This is a genomic window from Paenibacillus massiliensis subsp. panacisoli DSM 21345 (genome assembly GCF_000426545.1).
Lineage (GTDB): Bacteria > Bacillota > Bacilli > Paenibacillales > Paenibacillaceae > Paenibacillus > Paenibacillus panacisoli.
Window position 1 is genome coordinate 34,588 of the sequence record NZ_AUFO01000020.1, and the last position, 22,128, is coordinate 56,715.

At 46.2% G+C, this 22,128-nt stretch carries 19 protein-coding genes and 1 pseudogene; 13 read left to right on the top strand and 7 right to left on the bottom strand.

Going from position 1 to position 22,128, the window contains the following annotated elements; all coding sequences use genetic code 11:
- The first annotated feature begins 12 nt into the window (after window positions 1-12).
- The 3 genes from K331_RS0116650 (at window position 13) to K331_RS0116660 (ending at window position 4,780) form a co-directional block, all read left to right on the top strand.
- A complete protein-coding gene (locus tag K331_RS0116650; protein ID WP_028591172.1) occupies window positions 13-1,776 on the top strand; it encodes an ABC transporter ATP-binding protein in 1,764 nt (587 codons plus the stop codon).
- The gene (locus K331_RS0116655; protein ID WP_028591173.1) at window positions 1,769-3,619 is read left to right on the top strand and encodes an ABC transporter ATP-binding protein; all 1,851 of its coding nucleotides are present in this window, start codon (window positions 1,769-1,771) and stop codon (window positions 3,617-3,619) included. Before K331_RS0116650 ends, K331_RS0116655 begins: the two co-directional genes overlap by 8 nt.
- A 411-nt stretch (window positions 3,620-4,030) precedes the next feature.
- Window positions 4,031-4,780, top strand: a complete 750-nt coding sequence (locus K331_RS0116660) for a sialate O-acetylesterase (RefSeq protein ID WP_028591174.1) — start codon at window positions 4,031-4,033, stop codon at window positions 4,778-4,780.
- Between the two features lie 36 nt (window positions 4,781-4,816).
- Here K331_RS0116660 and K331_RS0116665 read toward each other — a convergent pair whose 3' ends face one another.
- Window positions 4,817-5,968: a glycoside hydrolase family 88/105 protein gene (locus K331_RS0116665; RefSeq protein WP_051289875.1), complete on the bottom strand. Its 1,152-nt coding sequence runs from the start codon at window positions 5,966-5,968 to the stop codon at window positions 4,817-4,819.
- A gap of 132 nt (window positions 5,969-6,100) precedes the next feature.
- Between K331_RS0116665 and K331_RS0116670 the strand changes: the two genes are divergently transcribed.
- Complete coding sequence (locus tag K331_RS0116670) at window positions 6,101-6,937, top strand: AraC family transcriptional regulator (RefSeq protein ID WP_028591176.1); 837 nt, start codon at window positions 6,101-6,103, stop codon at window positions 6,935-6,937.
- A gap of 27 nt (window positions 6,938-6,964) precedes the next feature.
- Here K331_RS0116670 and K331_RS0116675 read toward each other — a convergent pair whose 3' ends face one another.
- Window positions 6,965-7,342 (bottom strand): MerR family transcriptional regulator, encoded by a 378-nt coding sequence (locus tag K331_RS0116675; protein WP_028591177.1) that lies wholly within the window; start codon window positions 7,340-7,342, stop codon window positions 6,965-6,967.
- Window positions 7,343-7,475: 133 nt separating this feature from the next.
- Here K331_RS0116675 and K331_RS0116680 point away from each other — a divergent pair, with 133 nt between their 5' ends.
- On the top strand, window positions 7,476-8,447 hold the full coding sequence (locus K331_RS0116680; RefSeq protein ID WP_028591178.1) for an aldo/keto reductase family protein: 972 nt from the start codon (window positions 7,476-7,478) through the stop codon (window positions 8,445-8,447).
- 375 nt (window positions 8,448-8,822) lie between these two features.
- Entirely contained in the window at window positions 8,823-9,359 is a 537-nt protein-coding gene (locus K331_RS0116685) for a GNAT family N-acetyltransferase (protein ID WP_028591179.1), read from the top strand.
- Here K331_RS0116685 and K331_RS0116690 read toward each other — a convergent pair.
- The gene (locus K331_RS0116690; RefSeq protein WP_028591180.1) at window positions 9,343-10,296 is read right to left on the bottom strand and encodes an AraC family transcriptional regulator; all 954 of its coding nucleotides are present in this window, start codon (window positions 10,294-10,296) and stop codon (window positions 9,343-9,345) included. The genes K331_RS0116685 and K331_RS0116690 overlap by 17 nt on opposite strands.
- 192 nt (window positions 10,297-10,488) lie before the next feature.
- On the opposite strand from K331_RS0116690, the gene K331_RS0116695 reads away from it, so the two are divergent.
- Entirely contained in the window at window positions 10,489-11,526 is a 1,038-nt protein-coding gene (locus K331_RS0116695; RefSeq protein WP_025678013.1) for a glycoside hydrolase family 88/105 protein, read from the top strand.
- Window position 11,527: 1 nt separating this feature from the next.
- Entirely contained in the window at window positions 11,528-13,693 is a 2,166-nt protein-coding gene (gene gnpA / locus K331_RS0116700; protein WP_028591181.1) for a 1,3-beta-galactosyl-N-acetylhexosamine phosphorylase, read from the top strand.
- A 194-nt stretch (window positions 13,694-13,887) separates the two neighbouring features.
- Here the strand turns inward: gnpA and K331_RS29760 are convergent.
- Window positions 13,888-14,238: pseudogene (locus K331_RS29760) on the bottom strand (carbohydrate ABC transporter permease); the annotation flags it as partial.
- A gap of 279 nt (window positions 14,239-14,517) precedes the next feature.
- Here K331_RS29760 and K331_RS0116710 point away from each other — a divergent pair.
- Window positions 14,518-16,101 carry a GGDEF domain-containing protein gene (locus tag K331_RS0116710; RefSeq protein ID WP_028591182.1) on the top strand — a complete coding sequence of 528 codons (1,584 nt, stop codon included), beginning with the start codon at window positions 14,518-14,520 and terminating at the stop codon, window positions 16,099-16,101.
- 170 nt (window positions 16,102-16,271) lie between these two features.
- Here the strand turns inward: K331_RS0116710 and K331_RS0116715 are convergent, their stop codons facing one another.
- Complete coding sequence (locus K331_RS0116715; RefSeq protein ID WP_018884502.1) at window positions 16,272-16,715, bottom strand: DUF6376 family protein; 444 nt, start codon at window positions 16,713-16,715, stop codon at window positions 16,272-16,274.
- A gap of 410 nt (window positions 16,716-17,125) precedes the next feature.
- Here K331_RS0116715 and K331_RS32710 point away from each other — a divergent pair, with 410 nt between their 5' ends.
- The 3 genes from K331_RS32710 to K331_RS0116730 all read left to right on the top strand — a co-directional run bounded on the left by K331_RS32710 (window position 17,126) and on the right by K331_RS0116730 (window position 19,596).
- On the top strand, window positions 17,126-18,073 hold the full coding sequence (locus K331_RS32710; protein WP_051289877.1) for a hypothetical protein: 948 nt from the start codon (window positions 17,126-17,128) through the stop codon (window positions 18,071-18,073).
- A 253-nt stretch (window positions 18,074-18,326) separates the two neighbouring features.
- Window positions 18,327-19,103, top strand: coding sequence for a carboxymuconolactone decarboxylase family protein (locus tag K331_RS0116725; protein ID WP_028591185.1), 777 nt, complete (start codon window positions 18,327-18,329; stop codon window positions 19,101-19,103).
- 112 nt (window positions 19,104-19,215) lie between these two features.
- Window positions 19,216-19,596: a cupin domain-containing protein gene (locus K331_RS0116730; RefSeq protein WP_028591186.1), complete on the top strand. Its 381-nt coding sequence runs from the start codon at window positions 19,216-19,218 to the stop codon at window positions 19,594-19,596.
- 105 nt (window positions 19,597-19,701) lie between these two features.
- Here K331_RS0116730 and K331_RS0116735 read toward each other — a convergent pair whose 3' ends face one another.
- Complete coding sequence (locus K331_RS0116735) at window positions 19,702-20,067, bottom strand: hypothetical protein (protein ID WP_028591187.1); 366 nt, start codon at window positions 20,065-20,067, stop codon at window positions 19,702-19,704.
- Window positions 20,068-20,169: 102 nt separating this feature from the next.
- Window positions 20,170-21,051, bottom strand: coding sequence for an AraC family transcriptional regulator (locus tag K331_RS0116740; RefSeq protein ID WP_028591188.1), 882 nt, complete (start codon window positions 21,049-21,051; stop codon window positions 20,170-20,172).
- A 223-nt stretch (window positions 21,052-21,274) separates the two neighbouring features.
- Between K331_RS0116740 and K331_RS0116745 the strand changes: the two genes are divergently transcribed.
- Window positions 21,275-22,096, top strand: a complete 822-nt coding sequence (locus K331_RS0116745) for a DMT family transporter (RefSeq protein WP_404821502.1) — start codon at window positions 21,275-21,277, stop codon at window positions 22,094-22,096.
- The last annotated feature ends 32 nt before the right edge of the window (window positions 22,097-22,128 follow it).

A 22,128-nucleotide genomic window follows, 5' to 3' on the forward strand; every position in this document is an offset into this window, starting at 1 on the left:
GAGAGCAACCGAATGCTGAAGATATTCAAACATCTAAAGAAACACGAATGGCTGCTTGTGCTGTGCAGTCTGGTCTTCATCGTTGTGCAGGTCTGGCTGGATCTCAAGCTGCCGGATTACATGGCCGAGATTACAACGAAGCTGCAGACCGCAGGGACGCCAGTATCCGAGCTACTCATTCCCGGAAGCTATATGCTGTTCTGTGCTGTGGGTAGTATGATTGCCTCGATCATCGTAGGCTATTTCGCGGCCCGAGTTGCGGCAGGATTGGCTATGCGCCTGCGTGCAATGGTCTTCGACAAGACCTTATCCTTCTCCATGGAAGAGATGAACAACTTCTCGACAGCAAGCCTGATTACTCGCTCGACGAACGATGTTACCCAGATTCAGACGGTCGTTGCTTTGGGACTTCAGGTCATCATCAAGGCTCCGATTCTGGCTGTGTGGGCCATTGTAAAGATTGCAGATAAAAACTGGCAATGGACCGCTTCTACAGGAGCGGCTGTAGCTGTCCTGATTGTTATGCTGAGTGTCATTGTTATATTTGCGATCCCAAGCTTTCAGAGAATTCAGCGCCTGACTGATAATCTGAACAGGGTCACCCGGGAGCATCTGACCGGACTGCGAGTGGTACGTGCTTATAATGCAGATCAGTATCAGGAAGACAAGTTCCAGCAGGCCAATGTCGAATTAACGAATACCAATCTCTTTGCAAGCCGATTAATGGCTATGATCAGCCCGGGTATGACCTTTATCATGTCCGGTCTGAGTGTCTCTATATACTGGATTGGTGCTTTTTTGATTAATGCTGCGGCTGTGCCTGATCGTATTACACTGTTCTCCAATATGGTCGTGTTCTCATCCTATGCCATGCAGGTCGTCATGGCCTTTATGATGGTGAGCATGATCTTCATCCTGATGCCTCGTGCGTCCATATCTGCCAAGCGGATCATGGAGGTGCTCGATACAGAGTCCAGCATTGTGAACGGACAGGAGACCTCAGGAGCACCGGATGTTACCGGTCAAGTGGAATTTCGCAATGTTAGCTTCAAATATCCAAATGCGGAGGAACCTGTCTTGCGTAATATTAGCTTTACAGCAAGACGTGGTGAGACGGTTGCCTTTATCGGTGCGACGGGCAGTGGTAAGACGAGTGTCATCAATCTGATTCCCCGCTTTTATGATGTCTCTGAAGGAGAAGTGCTCGTGGATGGCGTGAATGTCAAGAGCTACGATCAGCAGGCGCTACATGATAAGATCGGATACGTTCCGCAAAAAGCCGTACTATTCAGTGGTACCGTGGCATCCAACGTATCGTATGGAGTTAACGGCGAAGCTGGAGACTCCGAGGAGCTCGTGAAAGCAGCTGTTGCTATTGCTCAAGGCACGGAGTTCGTGGAGAAAATGGAGGGTAGCTACGAGGGGAACATATCGCAAGGTGGAACCAATGTGTCTGGTGGACAAAAACAGCGCCTGTCCATTGCACGCGCGATCTATCGTCAGCCGGAAATATATATCTTTGATGATTCCTTCTCGGCACTGGATTACAAGACGGACCGTATTCTGCGCTCCGCACTCAAGAAACAAACGAGCCGGGCGACGACGCTTATTGTGGCGCAGCGCATAGGTACGATCAAGGATGCTGATCGCATCATTGTATTGGAGCAGGGAGAGGTTGTAGGGAGCGGTACTCACGAAGAGCTGATGTCAAGCTGCAGCACTTATCAGGAGATTGCGTATTCGCAGCTTTCGAAGGAGGAACTCATACATGGATAAGAACGAACATGCCGTCGACAGCCAGCCTACGAAAATGAAGCAAAATGGCTCCACAGGAAAAGCGCCTGCCATGGGGAACGGAAACGGAGCTAAAGTAAATAATTTCAAAAAAGCCATCGGTCAGCTCACAGCCTACAGCAAAGCTTATGTTCCTATGATTATACTTGCTATGGTCCTGGCTCTAGTCGGCTCAGCCTTTAATGTCATTGGTCCGGATAAGCTTAGCGATGTCACGAACCTCATACAAGAAGGGATAGCTACCCGTGTTGACATCGATGCTGTTCAGCAAATTATGCTTGTCTTGGTTATGTTGTACGGACTTGCTCTGATATTTAACTATGTGCAAGGCTTTATTACGGCTACCATCGCACAACGGATCAGCAAGAAGATGCGAGCTGAGCTGTCCCGGAAAATTAATCGTATTCCCTTGAAGTATTTCGATGGAACGAGCCATGGTAATGTACTAAGCCGCGTAACGAACGATGTCGATACGATCGGCCAGACGCTGAATAATAGTCTGGGTACGCTGGTCAGCGCGCTCGCAACCTTCGTGGGTGCGCTCGTAATGATGCTGTACACGAACTGGATTATGACCGTGACTGGCATTTTAGCGACACTGCTCGGGTTTGCTCTGATGAGCCTGATTATGAAGCATTCACAAAAATACTTTGTAGCACAGCAAGCAGAGCTGGGTCAGATCAATGGTCACATTGAGGAGACGTATACTGGCCACAATGTAGTCAAGGTATACAATGGAGAGCCAGCTGCGAAGGAAGCTTTTCACGATATTAACAGTCGTTTGTATACGAATGCATGGAAGTCCCAGTTTATGTCCGGGCTCATGATGCCTGTCATGATGTTCATTGGTAACTTTGGCTATGTCGCTGTCTGTGTCGTGGGAGCTGTACTGGTTAATCAGCAAGTAATCACGCTAGGGACTATTGTAGCCTTCATGGTATATATTCGTCTTTTCACCCAGCCTTTGTCACAGCTAGCACAAGCAGCTACCAACCTGCAATCAGCTGCTGCTGCGAGTGAACGCGTCTTTGAATTCCTTGGAGAAGAAGAGCTGGCTGATGAGCGTGACAAGACATTGAGACTGGATACCGTCAAAGGAGACGTCGAATTCGAGCATGTGCGTTTTGGCTATAATGCAGACCGGATGATTATTAAGGATTTCTCCATGAAGGCCGAGGCGGGTCAAAAAATTGCCATCGTCGGCCCGACAGGTGCCGGCAAGACGACCCTTGTGAATCTGCTCATGCGTTTCTATGAGCTGAATGGTGGGGAGATCTACATTGACGGAACACCAATCAGCCAATTGACACGCGACAATATCCATCAATTATTCTGCATGGTGCTGCAGGATACGTGGCTATTCGAAGGGACCATTCGAGATAATATTATTTTTTCCAAAGTGAACGTCACCGATGAACAGGTCGAAGCCGCTTCTAGAGCAGTAGGACTGCATAGCTTCATTAAGACGTTGCCACAAGGCTATGATACGGTACTGGATGATAAAGCCACGCTGTCAGCTGGACAGAAGCAATTGATTACGATCGCCAGAGCTATGATCGAGGATGCACCTATGCTTATTCTGGATGAGGCAACCAGCTCGGTCGATACACGTACCGAATTGTTGATTCAACAAGCGATGGATCAGCTCACTATTGGCAAGACTTCCTTTGTCATTGCTCACCGCCTGTCTACGATCAAGAATGCCGATGTGATTCTCGTTATGAAGGATGGGGACATTATTGAGATGGGGAACCATGTGGAGCTGCTGGAGAAGGGCGGATTTTATGCCGATCTGTACAATAGCCAATTTGAGCAAGCATCTTGAGGTGGTACAAAAGCAAGCATCCTGAAGTAATGTAAGCCCCTATTTCTCATAAGCACTGCTATACAAGACATGTCTGGAGATGATCCTGGACATGTCTTTTTTATTTCACATCGAATCTTCTTGACCAGCAAGTTAGACTCAGATCAATAAGGGGAATCCAGTATCCCGCGTCACTCCATTTCCCATTCTGGACTCCAGACGACGTCCAACAAATGTCCAGCTGGATCTTGAAAATACCCAGAATTTATGCGCTTGATTGTAAAAAACGGACAGAGGGCATAGGAAATGTCACGTAAATCTAGTATGCTTTGCTGGATAGTGTGTGTATACAGAACTTCATATGATCCTGCTACTAGTACATAGGTGTTCCTATACAAAATTTGAATTGTCACTTTGAAGGAGTGGACTTGAATGCAGACAGATATGGATCTGGTGCTCTTTGCTGGACAAAGTAATATGGCAGGGCGGGGCTCTAGTAAGGATGCTCCAGCAGTGGAAGAGGGAGGAGGCTATGAGTTTCGGGCCATTAGTGATCCTACCGTGCTGCATCCCATTGCTGAACCGTTTGGCGTGAATGAGAACAAGCCGGGTGGAATCAACGAGGAAGGGATGAAGACAGGCTCATTGGTCAGTGCGCTGGTTAAGGCTTATCATGAGCGGGCAGGGCGAATCATAGTTGGTGTGTCCGCTTCCAAGGGGGGGACGGAGATCAGCGAGTGGCAAAAGGATGGCATATTATTACCCGACGCCATTGAGCGCTTCAGGACAGCGGAAGCCTGGTTAACTGACAACGGCTACAGCATTGGCCATCGCTGGATGGTCTGGTGCCAAGGGGAAACAGATGGAGATCGGGGCACGAGCAAGACGGATTATAAAATAAAGCTGGCCTCACTACTCAGTGAGATACAAGCCGCTGGAATCGAGCATACTTTTCTAATTCGAATCGGGAATCACCGTGATGATCGTGAGCGTTATGTAGGGATCATGGAAGCACAGACGGAGTTCTGTAAGACAGAACCACAGATTACACTAATTGCTACCGCATTCGATCAAATGGCAAGCGAAGGTCTCATGCACGATGAGTTTCATTACACTCAGGCCGGTTATAACAAATGCGGTACACAGGCAGGGAGCAATCTGGCTGACTGGCAAATGAACTAAAGGCAGTTGATCCTCATGATCAACTGCCTCCGAACATCAAGACACAGGCTGCTTTGAAAGCTGCTCTGCAAGGCTCATTTCAGCACACATGAGAATGAAGGCGCCTGCTCCATGCAGATCATTCTCGCTCGTAGGCCGGGCAATATAGTGAGCGTAGTCGCCAATCCCTGTACCGATGCAGATATGTCCGATCACGACATGACCCTGGTCATCGAAGTTAAGGGTATTAATTACGCCTTGGTAGCCTTTCCAGGCATACTTCAGGTATTCGGCATCCAGATAGCCCAGACGAACTGCTTTGGCGATGGCATGAACGAACAGGGCTGTACAGGAGCTTTCAAGCCAATTATCCGCTCTATCACCCTTGTCGATGACCTGGTACCATAGCCCTGACTCAGCATCCTGATATCGTGTCAGACTGATGAGCAGATCCTGCAGGATGGCTGTCAGCTTGGCTTTATCCTTGTGATCCTCAGGCAGATGCTCGAACATTTCAAGTAGAGCAACAGGATACCACCCAATCGCGCGTCCCCAGAACTCTGGAGCGAGACCAGTCACGGGATCAGCCCATTTGGCGGCCTTGGTCTCATCCCAGCCGTGGTAGAGCAAGCCCGTATTCGGATCTTTGGTATGCTCAGCCATCAGAAGGGCTTGGTAGGTCATGAGATCAAAATATTCACTAGCCCCGAAGGTTTCACCGAATTGGACAGCGATCGGTCCAGCCATATATAGACCATCCAGCCACATTTGATTTGGGTAATGCTCCTTGTGCCAGAAGCCTCCTGACGGATTGGTTTTCCATGATTTCAATAGAGGGACAAGCTCGAACAGGGCTTTCTTATAGCGCTCATCACCTGTCTGCTCATACAGGTTGAACAGCAATACCCCCGGCTGTATATCATCCAATTCGGTAGACTTATACAGCTTGATGCTTCCATCTTCCTGCACCTGACTATCTACCCAGCGTTTGATATAGGTGTAGTACTCATCCTTGCCGTTAATCTTCCAGCATTTTTCCATGCCAGATAAAAAAACGCCCTGATGATAATGGAACCGATCTGGCGGAAGTAATTCCGGCTCAAATTTGGCCATAAGTGCCTCACAGGCCTTCTCGGCCCATTGGATCGGGGTAAAGGTTGATTGTACATTTGTGGTCTGGTTGGATTCGGATGTGTTCACCGCATTCATTCCTCCTAATTATGTTCTGCTCCTAACGTAGCACAATAATATGTACGGTTTATGCGATAATAAGCAATTTCTTCTTATATCTTGCAGTAATGAAGCTGTGGACTACAATAAAAAGGGAGAGGAGGACGCAACATGAATGAGTTATATTATGACAATGCGGAGGGGACCTTCTCCGTATCCTACCGGAAGATGATGAGCCATCATATGCCAGCCAATCATTTTCACAGTACATACGAGATCTTCTTTTTATTATCAGGCAAGCGGGAATTCTTCATTAAGGATCGCACATGGGTCATCCATGAAGGGGATATCGTTATTATTCCTCCGAACACGCTGCACCGTACCACCAATGCGGCCATTATGCCCACTCATGAGCGGCTTGTCGTGAATATACATGAACGCCTCATCCGATCGATGGATGATCCTCAAGCTGTGCTGCAGCCCTTATTTGAGAGGGAATACATCATTGTAAAAAGTCCTCCACACCTACGCACATCTATGGAAGCGCTGGCATTTGGAGTAGCACAAGAAATCCATGATCAAAACCCCGGCTTTGAGATGTACGCACAGACGCTGGCTCTGCAGCTCCTTATTATGTGCTGCCGTAATAGCAATCAGGTCAGCATGGAGCCAGTCGAATCGACGAGCCCCATGCTGGAGCGAATGTCCGAAGTCGTCCGCTATATCAACGAGCATTACATGCAGCGAATGTCATTGGATTCACTGTCGGATACCTTTTTTATCAGTCCATATTATCTGAGTCGCTTCTTCAAGGAAGCAACCGGGTTCACATTCGTGGAATACTTGAACAGCGTTCGAGTGAAGGAGGCGAAGAAGCTGCTGGAGCAGACCACGCTAAAGGTTAATCTGATCGCCAAAAAGGTAGGGTTCGGCAGTGTGACTCATTTTGGAAGAGTGTTCAGGATGGTAACGGGCCATCCTCCGTTATATTTTCGCAAGAGAAGGTAGATGACGGCCAAACTAGTGCTAAGCCCACTACGGCTTGTCTATGTGAAAGATCCCAATCTCATTGTAATGGGCGAGCTTATAGTCGACCGTGGCAAGGCTGCGATGCAGCAGGTCCATCTGCTTCAAGATATGCTCTCTATGTTGCGCCAGTAGTTCTCGCCTTTGCTCACTGCTGGAGGAACCCTGTATGCAGAGCATCATGAATGCTTTGATATCATCAAGTGACATGCCGCTGTCTCTGAGACAGCACACTAGCTCCAGCCAGGAAATATCGGTCTCCGAATACTTGCGTGTACCATAATCTGTCTTCTTCAGCATAGGCATTAGACCCATCTTGTCATAATAGCGCAAGGTAGACGGCGGTAATTGAGTACGTTCGGCAACTTCCTTGATGGATAGCTCCACAGCAATCTTCCTCCCCCAAAATCAATGATTGGACTTGACTTAAACCCAAGTTTAACTATTATTCTAGGTTTGATCAATAGAGCGCTTCCAATTATGGATAGCTGAAATATCATCAAATGAAGGAGTGAGTGTGTTGAAGTACAGAAGACTGGGCAGAAGCGGGTTAAAAGTAAGCGAAATCGGGCTGGGCAGCTGGCTCACCTATGGATCGGCTACCTCAGAGCAAGCCGCACGGGCCTGTATTGAGAAAGCCTATGAGTTGGGTATCAACCTGTTCGATACGTCCAATTCCTATCCTGGAGCAGAGGAGGTCGTCGGCCATGCCTTAAGAGCGTATTCCAGAAGTCGTTATGTACTGGCTACCAAGGTATTCTTCCCTCAAGGTGAGGGGCCGAATGAGCGGGGCCTATCGCGCAAGCACATTATGGAGCAATGCGAAGCCAGCTTGAAGCGATTAGGGACCGATTATATTGACTTGTATCAGTGCCACCGATTTGACAACGACACGCCTATGGATGAGACACTGCGAGCGCTTGATGACCTGCAGACACAAGGGAAAATATTGTACGCAGGAGTTAGCGAATGGACGGCAGAGCAAATCGCCAAGGCATCGGACATCCGCACCCGACTGAATATGCGTCCGCTAATCTCCAATCAGCCGATCTACAACATGTTCGAACGATACATTGAGAAGGACAGCATCATTGAGCAATGTGAGAAGGATGGGCTGGGACTGATTGTATTCTCGCCACTTGCTCAAGGAATTCTCACGGGTAAGTATACACCCGGAGGACAGATTCCTGCAGGCAGCAGGGCCGCGAATAATCAGACCAATGGGGTCATTAACAGCTATTTGCGAGAAGATGTACTTGAGTGCACCGTTGCGCTTTCGCAATTGGCGGCTGAGGTCGGCTGCTCGCTCTCTCAATTTGCCTTGGCATGGGTACTGCGTCAGTCTGTTGTAAGCTCAGCCATTATTGGCTCCAGTCGACCTGAGCAGATTGAAGAGAACATTAAAGCGATCGAGCTGGAGCTGACTTCTGATATCCTGGCAAGGACAGATAGTATTTTATCCAGCATCAGTCATTTCGCACCTATGAGATAATATAGACGTTGTCTAAGCTTAATCGACTACCGTTTTGCAGGATGACGTCAGATTACTACAGAGAGCCTATCGAAGAATCCCGTTTTTGCCTCCAACGAGAGCAGAACGGGATTTTTGATTATGAATTGAATAGAATCAATATTATTGTAAATGCAACAATTATTATGATACTATAACAGGGGACTATACGGTGTAATGTAACGTTCGTTATCCTTGAATTTATGCCGACCAAGCGATTACCAGTCTGCTAGTACCTTTACCGAACCTGACTTCATTTATATGATTTACAGAGCGGCCCGGCTCACATGGATCTAGTCCATTTATCAGGTATAAATTTGAACACAAAACTATAGTATAAAGGAGCTTGAGCTTAAGATGGATATTGAAATAAAGAAGTGCAGCATAGATGGAGTAGAGCTACTGCGACAAATAAGCATCGAGACTTTCCGTGAGACATTCGAGGATCAGAATTCGCCAGAGCAGATGAGAGCCTATCTGGACAGTGCATTCAGCACCAGGCAACTGGAACAGGAATTGTCCAATCCCTGTTCAGAGTTCTTTATTATCTATATCCAAGCAGAGCCTGCCGGGTATCTGAAGTTAAATGTGAATGATGCCCAATCGGAACCCATGGGTGAAGATTCCCTAGAGATTGAGAGGATCTATGTGAGAGCCCAATTTCAGAAGCAGGGGCTTGGACAACATTTATTCAATAAGGCTATGGAAATAGCCACTTCGCACAACAAGTCCAAGATTTGGCTGGGTGTGTGGGAGAAAAATCTGAACGCTATTGAGTTCTACCAGCGATTGGGCTTTGTCCAGACGGGAACCCACAGCTTCTACATGGGTGAGGAGGAACAAATGGACTGGATCATGACCCATAGCACCATTGTTCCTAGACCCAGCCTGTAAATTCAAGGATCGAGGCTTTGGCGGACTGAAGCTCGGAATGCGCAGCTTTTTTACGCCAGGCCTTGGGTGATTCGCCTAATAGCTTGTAGAAGCAGCGATTGAAGCTGGATATAGAGCGGAAGCCTACCTGCTCCGAGATCGAGAGGATGGACTGCTCTGTGCTCTTGAGGAGCTTACAGGCTTCTTCAATGCGTGTACTGTTGACAAAATCAAGAGGGGACGCGCCCATAATTTCAGAAAATTTCCGTCTAAAATGAGTACTGCTCAAATGGCACAGCCCCGCCAATGTCTCGATAGCAATGGGGGTCATATAATAATTCGAAATATACTCCAGCACAGGCGACAGAACCATTGCCCCCTTGGAATGCTGAAATTCCGAGTTAGAGTCTGCTTCATTCCCCAGCTTATTCCCCTGCGAATATAATCGGATTAGCTCGGTATAGAGAGCCAGCAATAGACCATAGGCTGTCTGCTCATAATGAATACTTTTCTCCTCCAATACCTCCACCGCCGAAGTAACCAAAGTATAGATTAACGGGTAACGATCCTTACTTAAGATCAAGCTGTCGTGCCTCACATTGGGTAGGGCAGGAACAGAAGCAGAGGAAGCGCTATCAAATACAGACTTGAACAGCTCCTCTGGAGAGAAGAATAGGTATGACCAACGGCTGGCCTCATGAGGTGAGCTGTAGGTTGTATGTGGCAAGTACCGTGGCATACAGGTTACGTCGCCTGCCTTGAAGGACACAGAGGTATCCCCGATATCCATAAATCCACTATCTGAATGACATACACCGATCTCCAGATGATTGTGAAAGTGAAGGTGCTCGCTTTTGCGATCGGATATTCTCCAGCGTTCACCGCTTAGAAGTAATACGGGAAAATCAATTGGCATGCTGTAGTGACGATATTCAATAACGGTTTTTGTTCTTCCCATTACGATTTCTCCTTACTTGCCATGTATGCTTTAGATTATATAGCAGCTGGCAGGTAGCATTCAAATCTATATAGATCATAAATGATTGAAAATGCGCAGTTTTTAGACGAATCTGCTTAGATTAGCTTATTTTAACGAGTTACACTTATGGAAGAAAGCGCTTTATAATGATGCTGTGAGGAGAGATCAGGTATGGGACTGAGTATCGAATATGATAAGGGGCACATTCTGAAGGTCATTGATCAGGTTGTGGATAAGACGTTGTCTATGGATCTGACATGGGACTGGCCCTGTGGAGTAGCCTATTATGGGGTATCGAGAGCCTATCAAATCACTGGCAATGAGTCATATCTGGAGCGATTGAAGCAATTCGCGGATGAATATATTGAGAACGGTCTGCCCGATTGGACGGTAAATACCTGTGCGATGGGACATATGCTCCTGACGCTATACGAGGAGACTGGCGAGCAGATCTATTGGGATATCGTAATGCAGAAGATTAATTACATCCAGAACGATGCCTTGCGTTTTGCAGATCGGGTGCTACAGCATACTGTGTCTGCGAACAATGATTTTCCAGAGCAGGCTTGGGCGGACACCCTGTTCATGGCAGCGTTTTTCTTGCTACGCGTGGGAAGCAAGCTGGGTGACAAGGACATGATTGAGGATGCGTTAAATCAATATTATTGGCATATCAAATACCTTCAGAACCCCACAACGGGCCTTTGGTACCATGGGTACAATCATGTCAACCGGGACCATATGTCGGGCATGTACTGGGGAAGAGCTAATGCATGGGGAGCGTATACTATGTCTCAGGTCAAGAGGCTGCTGAAGGATTGGTACCTGTATCCGCAATGTATGGATGTGGAATGTGCGCTCCGGGATCAATTGGCGGCGCTCAAGACCCTTCAGACGGAGAATGGCCTCTGGCGGACTGTACTGGACGATGAGGAGGCTTATGAAGAGACCTCGGCTTCCAGTGGCATTGCAGCTGCCATGATCAATAACGGGAATCCGCTGCATGCCAAATACGTGCAAAAGGCGCTTCAAGGCATATTGGGACAGATCAGCGAGGATGGACGTGTACTGGGTGTCTCCGGTGGCACGGCTGTAATGAATAATCGAGAAGGCTACCGCAGTATCTCCAAGGATTGGATTCAGGGCTGGGGTCAAGGACTGGCACTGGCATTTCTGTGCGATATGATTCAGGCGAAAGGGGAGAAATAGGATGACAGCGACACGCAAAGGCGGCTTTACCCTGCCGGGTGAATCGGGCTACGAAGCATTGACGCTCCAGCTTGCCGAGAAATGGGGTGCAGACGTCATTCGTGATAGTGACGGTACACAGCTATCGGATGAGATTATTAATGCTGGCTACGATATTTATTCCACCATCTGCATCATTCGTGATCATAATGAGTGGGCTGCTCGCAATCGCGATAAGCTCCAGCAGAGCTTTCTGATTACCCAGCCGAAGGTTGCGGTACAGAACTATCTGTCCATCTACCTTATGGAGGATTTCTTTGCCGAGCAATTCCAGGTCAACGACACCGACGCCGCACTCAAATACTGGCAGGTGTATGACCGTACGACCAATACAGAGGTGGCGCGCGAGCTGTGGCATTATGACAGGGAGAGCGGTAATGTGGTCATATCGGGCATCACACCGTGGCACAAGTATACCGTAAGCTTCCTGGCATACCGTATCTGGGAAGAAATCTCGATGTACAACCATACAACGAACAATTGGCAAAAAGAGCATCTGATGCAGATTGATCCGATGTATGAGCAGACTCAGACCTACTTGCTGGATTGGATGGAGAACTGGTGCCAGTCTCACAAGGAAACCAATGTAGTCCGGTTCACCTCCATGTTCTATAATTTTGTATGGATCTGGGGAAGTGACGAGAGAAATCGACATCTATTCACGGACTGGGGCTCCTATGATTTTACCGTAAGTGTCCGTGCACTTCAGCTCTTCGAGGACAAGTATGGCTACAGCATGACAGCTGAAGACTTTGTAAATGGTGGACATTATCGTGTCAGTCACATTCCTGCGGGCCAACGCAAGCTGGACTGGATGGCCTTTATTAATGATTTTGTCATTGATTTTGGTAAGCAACTGATCGATATCGTCCATAAGCATGGCAAGCTCGCATATGTCTTTTATGATGATAGCTGGGTAGGAATCGAGCCGTATAACGAGCGCTTTGAGGAATTCGGATTCGATGGACTGATTAAATGCGTATTCTCAGGCTATGAAGCAAGACTGTGCTCTGGGGTGAAAGTAGACACGCACGAAATCCGGCTGCACCCCTACTTGTTCCCTGTGGGCCTGGGTGGAGCACCGACCTTTGCCGAGGGCGGGAACCCGACACTGGATGCCAAGCAATACTGGATCAACATCCGGCGCGCATTGCTGAGAGAGCCGATAGATCGGATTGGACTCGGCGGTTATCTGCATCTGGTTGAACCGTATCCGGATTTCTGCGATTACATTGAGAAGATTGCCGATGAATTCAGAGAAATCAAGCAGCTTCATGAGTATGGCAAGCCTTATCAAATCCAGACGAAAGTTGCCGTTCTCCACAGCTGGGGGAATCTGAGAGCGTGGACGTTGTCTGGCCACTTCCATGAGACTTATATGCACGATCTGATCCATGTTAATGAAGCACTGGCTGGATTACCAGTAGAAGTGCGCTTCATCCACTTTGATGATATCCGTGCAGGTGTCCTTCAGGAGGTCGATGTCATCATTAATGCTGGCTTTGCAGGCTCGGCCTGGAGCGGAGGACAGCACTGGCAAGATTCGCAAGTCGTTGAGCTACTGACACAGTGGGTGCATGAGGGCGGTACATTTATCGGCATTCATCAGCCTTCTGCTGTGGAGGGATTCGATAGCTTTTTCCGAATGGCGCATGTACTGGGCGTGGATGAAGACAGAGGTTCACGGGTTAGTCATGGAAAATGGGCTTACGAGACCGTAAATGCTGCAGGCTTGATCCCGGAAGGGGCTTACGTTACTCCAAAAGGCAATGTTCATTTGACCAATGGAGACGCCCAAGTGGTGCTGGAGCAAGACGGACAGATTGCGCTGTCAGTTCATAGCTTCGGGAAAGGGAAGGGGATCTACCTGTCTTCCTTCGAATTCAGCTTCGTTAATACAAGATTGCTATTCAATCTTATTCGTTATGCAAGTAATGAGGATCAGGACAATCTCTATATCCCCGATAATGTAAATACGGAATGTGCATATTATCCAGATAGCGGAATGCTCGTAGTCATTAATAATAGCGATCAGCCGCAAGAGACCTCCATTCCTACAGAGAATGGAACGTTAAGCTATAGCATTGAGCCGTTCGATACGATCATTAAGGGTATTCGGGGCGTATAACTCACGCTGATGCTCTTCTTGGATGTTGCTTCAAAGAAATATGCACCTCTAGAATCTTATGATTTTTGATCCCGGAGGTACATTGTGATATGGATTAGAATGAAGTTAGAAGTCGCTGAAATAGCGGCTTCTTCTTTTGTTAATCAACAAGAATGACAGGCTACCATTCATTATTCCTTTAGAGCACCAATCTGTGCCCTAGGCAAGAGAAGTGCCCATGGCGTATTTAACAACCCGAGATTGTTGATCAGTAGGAAAGAGGGAATAAGCCCCCCATGAAATACCATGGTGATAACGATAATGAGCATGATGGGATTGCTGAAATAAACGTTGCGGCGGGAGAGAGCATAGGCACCGAGCGTCGTCATGATCAAGTTAATGGCTGTACCTGCTATTACGTATATAAGCGTATTGCGGTAGCTAGTTGCTACCATCGGATTTTCCAGAACCGCCTTGTAGGCTTCCAGACTAAAACCCTGTGGATAGAACAGCATACCACGAAACCAGGCCATTTCGATCGGATCGCTTAAAGATGCGAACAATATTCCAATTACAGCACTGGGCAATATTGTGTGCAGATACTCAAAATTAGATGTACTGCTAGACTATACAGATGTGTTACATTAAGAGTACTATTTTTAAACTATTCGGGACAGCTCCAGCACGACAAATGGATTCCATCATGATATGTACAGATCAGTAGGAGGATCAGACTTGGCACAGACTATCGCTACACGAGCAACGCAATTGATAACAACACATGCCTGGTTCTTGTGTGGAAATAGGTATGAATTTCACGATGAAATTGTGACAGGATGATGGTTATGAACGAGTTATTCATGGATTTTTTAACTATCCTGTTGCCGACTTATTTTTTTCTATACATGGCTATTACCTTGATTCACCGGAACACAAAAAGTCTACTGAACCGGATTGCCGCCTTTCTCATGCTGGCATTTCTTTTTTATTTCATCGGAGAATATGTAAAAACTTCCTTACTTCCGCACTATCAAATGCAGGTCGTGTTATACGGGAATTCCCCCATGCTGCTGTTTGTGATTTGCTTCCTCGTTCACCTTTGTGTGCTAATGGGAGATCCGATCACATCCTCACTGAAACGGTGGCTGCCTCTCATATATGCAGCACCTTTTACATTATGGGCGGTATTTCTGGCGACGAAGGACCATCACGTGCTGTATGATGCATCTGTAACGGATGGACACAGTCCTCTGGACCCGTTGTTTCTGTTGTTAACCCTCATTTTTGTTGCAGGGTACATTCTGCTATCCGTCGTTATTTTGGCGGTTAGCTGCTATCGTACACAGGAGATTCGACTCAAAAAAATACTCGGCTCGATGCTGCTTAGCCTGTTTGGCCTCTTTGCCTGTTTCATTGTAGTGACCGCACTTTTGCAATCCAAGCTGTTAACATCCCGCAACGCTATGATACTCTATTTCATTGGTTACTTACTCTGGGCTGTTGCGCTTCGCCATTTTATTGGTAAGCATAACATTATGCCGGATTACCGCAAGCTATTTCATATTCTATTCAAATCCGCGCCTACGGCTATTTTGCTGCTGGATGGAAAGGGAGCAGTAAGGGAGATGAATCCGCGGGCCAAGCAGTGGTTCGAGGGTATAGCCGAGAAGGAGATTTCAAGACATTTTGATAGCAAAGACGGGCTGAGCCTTGCTGAATTGCTGCTCTCATTTCAACTGAAGAGGGAGGACTCTACTCAGTGGGAGGTGCGCATACACAATCCGAACCAGAGAGATCTCGATCTGATTATGGGGCTTGATGTGCTTCAGGAAGCCAATGAGGAACTGTTCGTGATGCACCTGACCGATGTCACCTCCTTGAAGGATACGGAACGCAGATTATTAGAATCAGAGGGAAGATACAAGCATTTTGCTCATCATGATTCCTTGACAGAGCTGTATAATCGTGCGGCTATTCAGGAGCAGTTGCAGGCGAAGCTGGCCGAAGATAGGCCATTTGCAGTGGTGCTGGTTGACCTGGATCACTTCAAACCCATTAACGATACGTATGGCCATCTTGTGGGAGACCTTTATTTAGAGCATATTGCCAGTATGTTCAAAGCACATGCTCGACCAGAGGACCTGATTGGACGATTCGGAGGGGACGAGTTTGTAATCGCCTTCTCGTGCGCTGATGATAGTGATATTCGTCAGATGGTCGATCATCGCCTCGCCCCACTGTATAATAATCAGTTCCTATACGACGGAACAAGAATTCCAATCTCGTTCTCGGCTGGAGTCAGTGTATACCCCAAGGATGGGCAGGATATTAACACATTGTTGAAGAAGGCCGATGAGGCCATGTACCGTGTAAAACGCTCTGGACATGATAGAAACTCATACTTCATGACACATGAATCATCAGTCTAAGATATACACGAAATGAATTAAAACGTGTACACTCATAATCTCCAGCGATTATAGTGTAAAAGTCCGATTATCGCACAGGTGGCGCACACTTTGGGAGCAGCTATAATTTGTAAAATAAAAGCGCTCAAGGAAATGTCTTACAACACTTTGAGCGCTTTTCGCATATCTAATTAATTCGGAATGAGTTGGTTGATTTGATTCAACAGCTCGTTAATCTGATTGATCGTCTCAGGAATTCCGGTTGCTTCAAAAGCAGCTTTTCCTTCTTCCAGATTGGTAATAGCTTTATCGAGTCCTTGCTGTAGCGTATCGTTGTAGCCAATAATTGACTGATGCAGCTCTGCTGCATATTCCGGAACCTGCAGATCGGCATATTGGACGGTCTGTTCCTTGAGCGCAACAAGCTTGTCTTTCAATTCCTCTCTAGCCTGCGGATCTGTAGCAGCATCCGTAGCCCATGTCTCCATGCCCTGTGCAAACTCCGTCAAGCTCTGCATATAAGTAGCTGTATCCGCGGCAAAATTGACGCCTGTACCTACTTTTTCCACCAATCCACAGCCAGGTACAACCAATAAGACCAATAACAGCAGACTTAATCCGTATTTCTTCATCATGCTCACTCCCTAGGAAATATCTTCTGTACAATTTTACTGTAATTCATACGGTCAAGCCGGCACTTGGTTGCGTGAAAGTCATGAGTTGTCATAGCTATCGAGTCTATGGAGACAGTAGCTCAAGGTCTTTTACTCAAGGGATTCATTGTTAAATGGTAAGATTCAGGGTAAGGTTGTAGCGATGATTTAGCCATGCATACAGAGTTCTAACTACGGATGATGATTTTTTGGCACTGTACTATCACCATGCAAGATTATGTAGTTAAGGATTTTCGCACTTTTCTGAAACCCAATAAAAATTAAATATGCAATATTATAGATAATATTTATAAATCAGCAAGTATTTGTTTAGACATGTCGAGAAATATGAAATACATTGAATCTATAAATCACGAGGGGGAAGTTACATAATGAAATCTTTGTTTAAGATTTGTTTAATGGTATTTGCATTTTTCTTAATTTCCACACAAATGACATTTGCTGCAGATGTAGATGGAATGCAGGGGATTAGCCCACCAGCGGGGACAACAGCTACCGGGCCAAGCGCAAGTAAGAGCTATCTGGCAGAAAATGCAATTGATACTAATAAGGGAACCTCTTGGACAGCTGCCGGAATGTCTGCAAAATTAGAGTTGAGTTTTTCTGAACCAACTTATTTGGAATTTGTGCAGATTGCTGCTCTCGCCAGTCCTATTTCAAACAATACATATACAGTTTATGGACAGCAGAATGGTGAGTGGGCAACTATTAGTTCTGCTATTACATTTAACGTAAACCCACAAGTCACTATTTTGGATCCGATTGAAGTTATCGCAGGAGAATATGATGCTATTAGAATTGATGTCGTTTCTCAAAGATCGTGGGTATCCATTGCTGAGGTAACTATTGGCACTGATCGGACGCCAGGAGAACCAGGAACCGAACAACCAGGAACCGAACAACCAGGTACTGAGCAACCAGGAACTGAACAACCAGGTACTGAGCAACCTGGAACCGAACAACCAGGAACTGAACAACCAGGTACTGAGCAACCTGGAACCGAACAACCAGGAACTGAACAACCAGGAACTGAACAACCAGGTACAGAGCAACCTGGAACTGAACAGCCAGGAACTGAGCAACCATCCGGCAACCGTGCTATCATGGTTGTCACGATGACGACAGGGCTGGAGAAGGAATTTGATTTGAGCATGAAAGAAGTCAATAACTTCATTTCCTGGTACGAAGCAAGGCAGGCTGGATCAGGCAAAGCTTCATATGCCATCGACAAGCATGATAATAACAAAGGACCGTTCAGCAGCCGTAAGGATTACATTCTGTATGATCGTGTGCTGACCTTTGAGGTAAGTGAGTACTAATACAAATCATTCTAGGGCTTCATCAGCTAATGCTGATGGAGCCTTTTTCTTATTGGATCGCAGTTCGTGGGGCTTGTGATTTCGTACAATCGACGTCTGCTGGTCTAGTCACATTCAAGTTAATTAACAGTTTTCTGAACGTGTTGATAATTCAACACATCGCTAGGTTTTATTCATTGAATACATACCTTGAAGGATTATAATAATGAACAAGAGTTGTTTAAACGACTCAGTGAATATAGAGGTGACCACAATGGAGATCACAGAAGCAGCCAAGAGATATCACGAAAAAATGTTTCCAGGATATGAATCCAAGCTCATGGAGACCGATCCTGAATTTATAGCATTCTTCGATAATTTTGCATTTGATGAAGTCGTTAATCAGGATGACCTGGATGATCGGACCCGCATGATGGCTATTCTATCCGTATTACTTGGATGCCAGGGCATTGACGAGTTCAGAGCCATGCTGCCTGCAGCACTCAACTGTGGCGTAACTCCGATAGAGGTCAAGGAGATCGTATACCAATCAGTAGCCTACCTAGGCATCGGCAGAGTATTTCCTTTTCTACACACGGTAAATGAGGTGTTGACCCAAAGGGGGATTTCACTACCATTAGCAGGCCAATCCACGACTAGCTGTGAGAACCGCTTGGAAGCAGGCATTCAAGCCCAAGTCGATATTTTCGGTGAACATATGCGTGAGTTCTGGAGATCCGGCCCGGCCGAGACCAAGCACATTAATCATTGGCTCGCAGCCAACTGTTTCGGAGCTTACTATACCAGGAATGGGCTGGACTATAAAGAAAGGGAGATGATCACCTTCTGCTATCTGATGGCACAAGGTGGATGTGAGCCCCAGCTGATCAGCCATGCTGCCGCCAATATGAGGAATGGCAATGATAAGTCTTTTCTGATCAAGATTGTGTCACAATGCTTGCCTTTCATTGGATATCCGAGAAGTCTGAATGCGATCCGATGTGTGAATGAGGCAGTAGCAGAAGCAGAACAAACAGATAAGCAGGACTAGTATCTAGCTCGTAGTATTCATGGATCGCTCAGGAGTAGCTAACTATCAACTACCTTCCCGTGTCTGCTTATATCATTAATAGTGTAGATACTAATCTTGAGGAGGAATGAACATGGCACGACATGAAGAAGTGAAGAATGGCGTTATTTTCCCGATCGGGGAGAAGAACGATGCGTTTGCGCTATTTTTCGTAGGTCAAAGCTATCTCAAAGGATTAGTTGCTGATCCCAAAGTGAACGTCGGTGTTAACTGGCACATACATCGCGGTGGATTTCAGATTCTGCTGGTCACTGGTGGTGAAGGCTGGTATCAGGAGGAAGGACAGCCTGCTCAGCGTCTCATTGCCGGTGATGTCATCGTGACTCATGATGGTGTGAAGCATTGGCATGGTGCGGCCAAGGATAGATGGTTCGAGCACATTGCAATTACCGCAGGTACGCCAGAATGGCTGGAGCCTGTATCAGACGATGCCTACGAGCATGCCACAGCATAGACTAGTATAAGAATGCAATAGCAGCACAATAACAAAGTCAGCGGGAGCCTTGGACTAGAAAATAGAGTTCTAAGCTTCCGCTGTTTTACTAATTAGACTAATATCTTACGAGTGGGAGAGATCCTCAATCGCCTGAATAGCTAGTTTCAACGCTGTAAGTCTTCTTTCTAAAAGAGTTCTTTGTGGACTACGAGCCTTGGATTTAGCATAGCTACTTTCAACGGATGAGGTTAATCCAGTAAGAACTGTGAGAGCTTCTACTAAATCTTTATCGGTGTAATGATAAGGTTTTTGATTCCATGCGTTTTCCAGAATAGCCAAGCCGATCTGAACAGCCTGGAGTCGTTTCCGTACTAGGGTTGTATTTGCGCCACTTTGTGTCATCTGAGACAAGGCATTCTCTAGCTTGTTGATTGTCGATTGCAGCGATTTTGTTGACTCCAATTTATCCGCATTAGTGATATCCTCCAAGTATGTACCGTCCTTTCTTCTTATCTGAATATATTGATTTGGATAGAAAGTCTTATATAGCAGCTAACAACCTTTAAAATGACTAACAACTTGTAAAGCCATTCACTGCTTATGACGACGATATTCCTTAGGGGTGGTCTGATGATGCTTCTTGAAGGACTGGATGTAATGATTCACATGATTGAACCCAACTCGCTCGGCGATCTCGGTAATTGTGTATTCAGTAGTATTTAAGAGCTCGCAGCTTCTTTTAATCCGGTACTGAATCAGGTAGGCGTATGGAGTCATGTGAATGCTTTTTTTGAAGCTGCGCGTGCACTCCGAAATACTCAAATGCGCGATATCAGCAATTTCCTTCAACGTAATAGGATGTGTGTAGTTCTTATGAATGAAGGTTAGCATGAGCTGCAGCCTTTCCTGTTGTAATCGGTTGTGTCTGGAGGACTCCTCAGTATCCAAGGTTATATTGGAAATGAGAATTAGCCAGAGCTGCACAGTTTTTATAGAAACTTCATATTGCCATCCCCAGACTGCCTTCGTCTCAAATTCCTTCTTCATATCCCAAAGAATCTGTAGAAATTCGCTTTGCCAATTCGCATCACCTCGGATGTCCAGACACAACAGGGAGGAGTTCGTTACGGGAAGTACATAGCTTTTCTCCATCGCACTATCCGAATAGAAAGCGAGCAGCTTCTCTGGAAAATTAAAGCTTACATACTGGCCATCAGAAGTAAGCTGAGTAACGATGTGAAGGATACTTTTATTAATGAAAATTGCTTGTCCTGCTTCTAGATCATAATTAATTCCGTTGATTTGAATCGTTAATTTGCCTCTGGTCACTAATGTAATCTGCAATTCCTCGTGCCAGTGCAGATCGTTGAACCCTCTGCCTGGAGGGATCGATTCATGCAACGTATGCGTGTACATAATGTATGGGAACGTCTCATCAGGATACTGAATGGTTTCGTGTAATGGCTTTTTCAAAGTACCGCTCCTTAGTTGACGATATTTCAATATTAATTAGAGATATAATTGCACAATCCAGGCGATGATGGTGATATTATTATATCCAGCTTCGGCTTATCTGTGCACAGATAATCGTCAACGTCTTGGAGGAAGTATGTCAAAAATCATGAAATCTAGCTTTTCGTCTCATCCGTACATGTTATTGTTTATCAGTATTCTGTCTGTCTCGATCTCTTCTATTATGATAAAATTTTCAGATACGCCTACTTCTGTGGCAGGGATGTATAGATTGTTCATAGCTGTCATACTTATGCTCGCTATTGTGCCTAGGAGGTCGCTTCGCTCCTTGAAGATGAACAAGAAGGACTGGGGTCTGGTCACTCTGGCTGGGCTATTTCTGGGGCTACACTTTTTATTTTGGATGGAATCCCTGGTTCATACCTCGGTTGCCAGCTCCATGGTTATCTTAGCCCTGCAGCCATTGTTTGTTATGATTGGTTCATACCTTCTGTTCAAGGAGCAAGTGAGCCGGCTGACGATTCTTTGCCTGATTGTTGCTCTGCTTGGTTCCATCGTGATTGCATGGGGGGACATCGGCGTGTCAGCAGCAGCATTGCTGGGAGACGGCTTATCGTTAATAGGTACACTTTTCGTCTCAATGTATCTGCTGGTAGGGCAGAAGGTAAGCCACAAAATCCATGCCAATATATACAGCATTATTGTATTCTTGATTGGCGGCACCGTCATGCTCATCTACAACCTGATTCATGACTACTCACTCATTGCATACAGTGCGTCAGATTGGACTTATTTCTTACTGCTTGCTGTAATCCCAACAATTTTTGGACAGTATCTTTTTAATCTATTGTTACACTCCATCGGGGCGACTACAGTCTGGGTAGGTATTATTGGCGAGCCAGTTCTAGCCATTATTCTGGCGTATTTGTTACTAGGGGAGCATATTTCCTGGTTGCAGCTGACAGGTGGCTTGATGACCTTATTGGGGATGGGCTTGTATTTCTGGTCCAAATCGCTCAAATATAAGCTTCAGAGCAACCATTAAGAGTTGTACATTTTAATCTAGAAGGAGAAGGA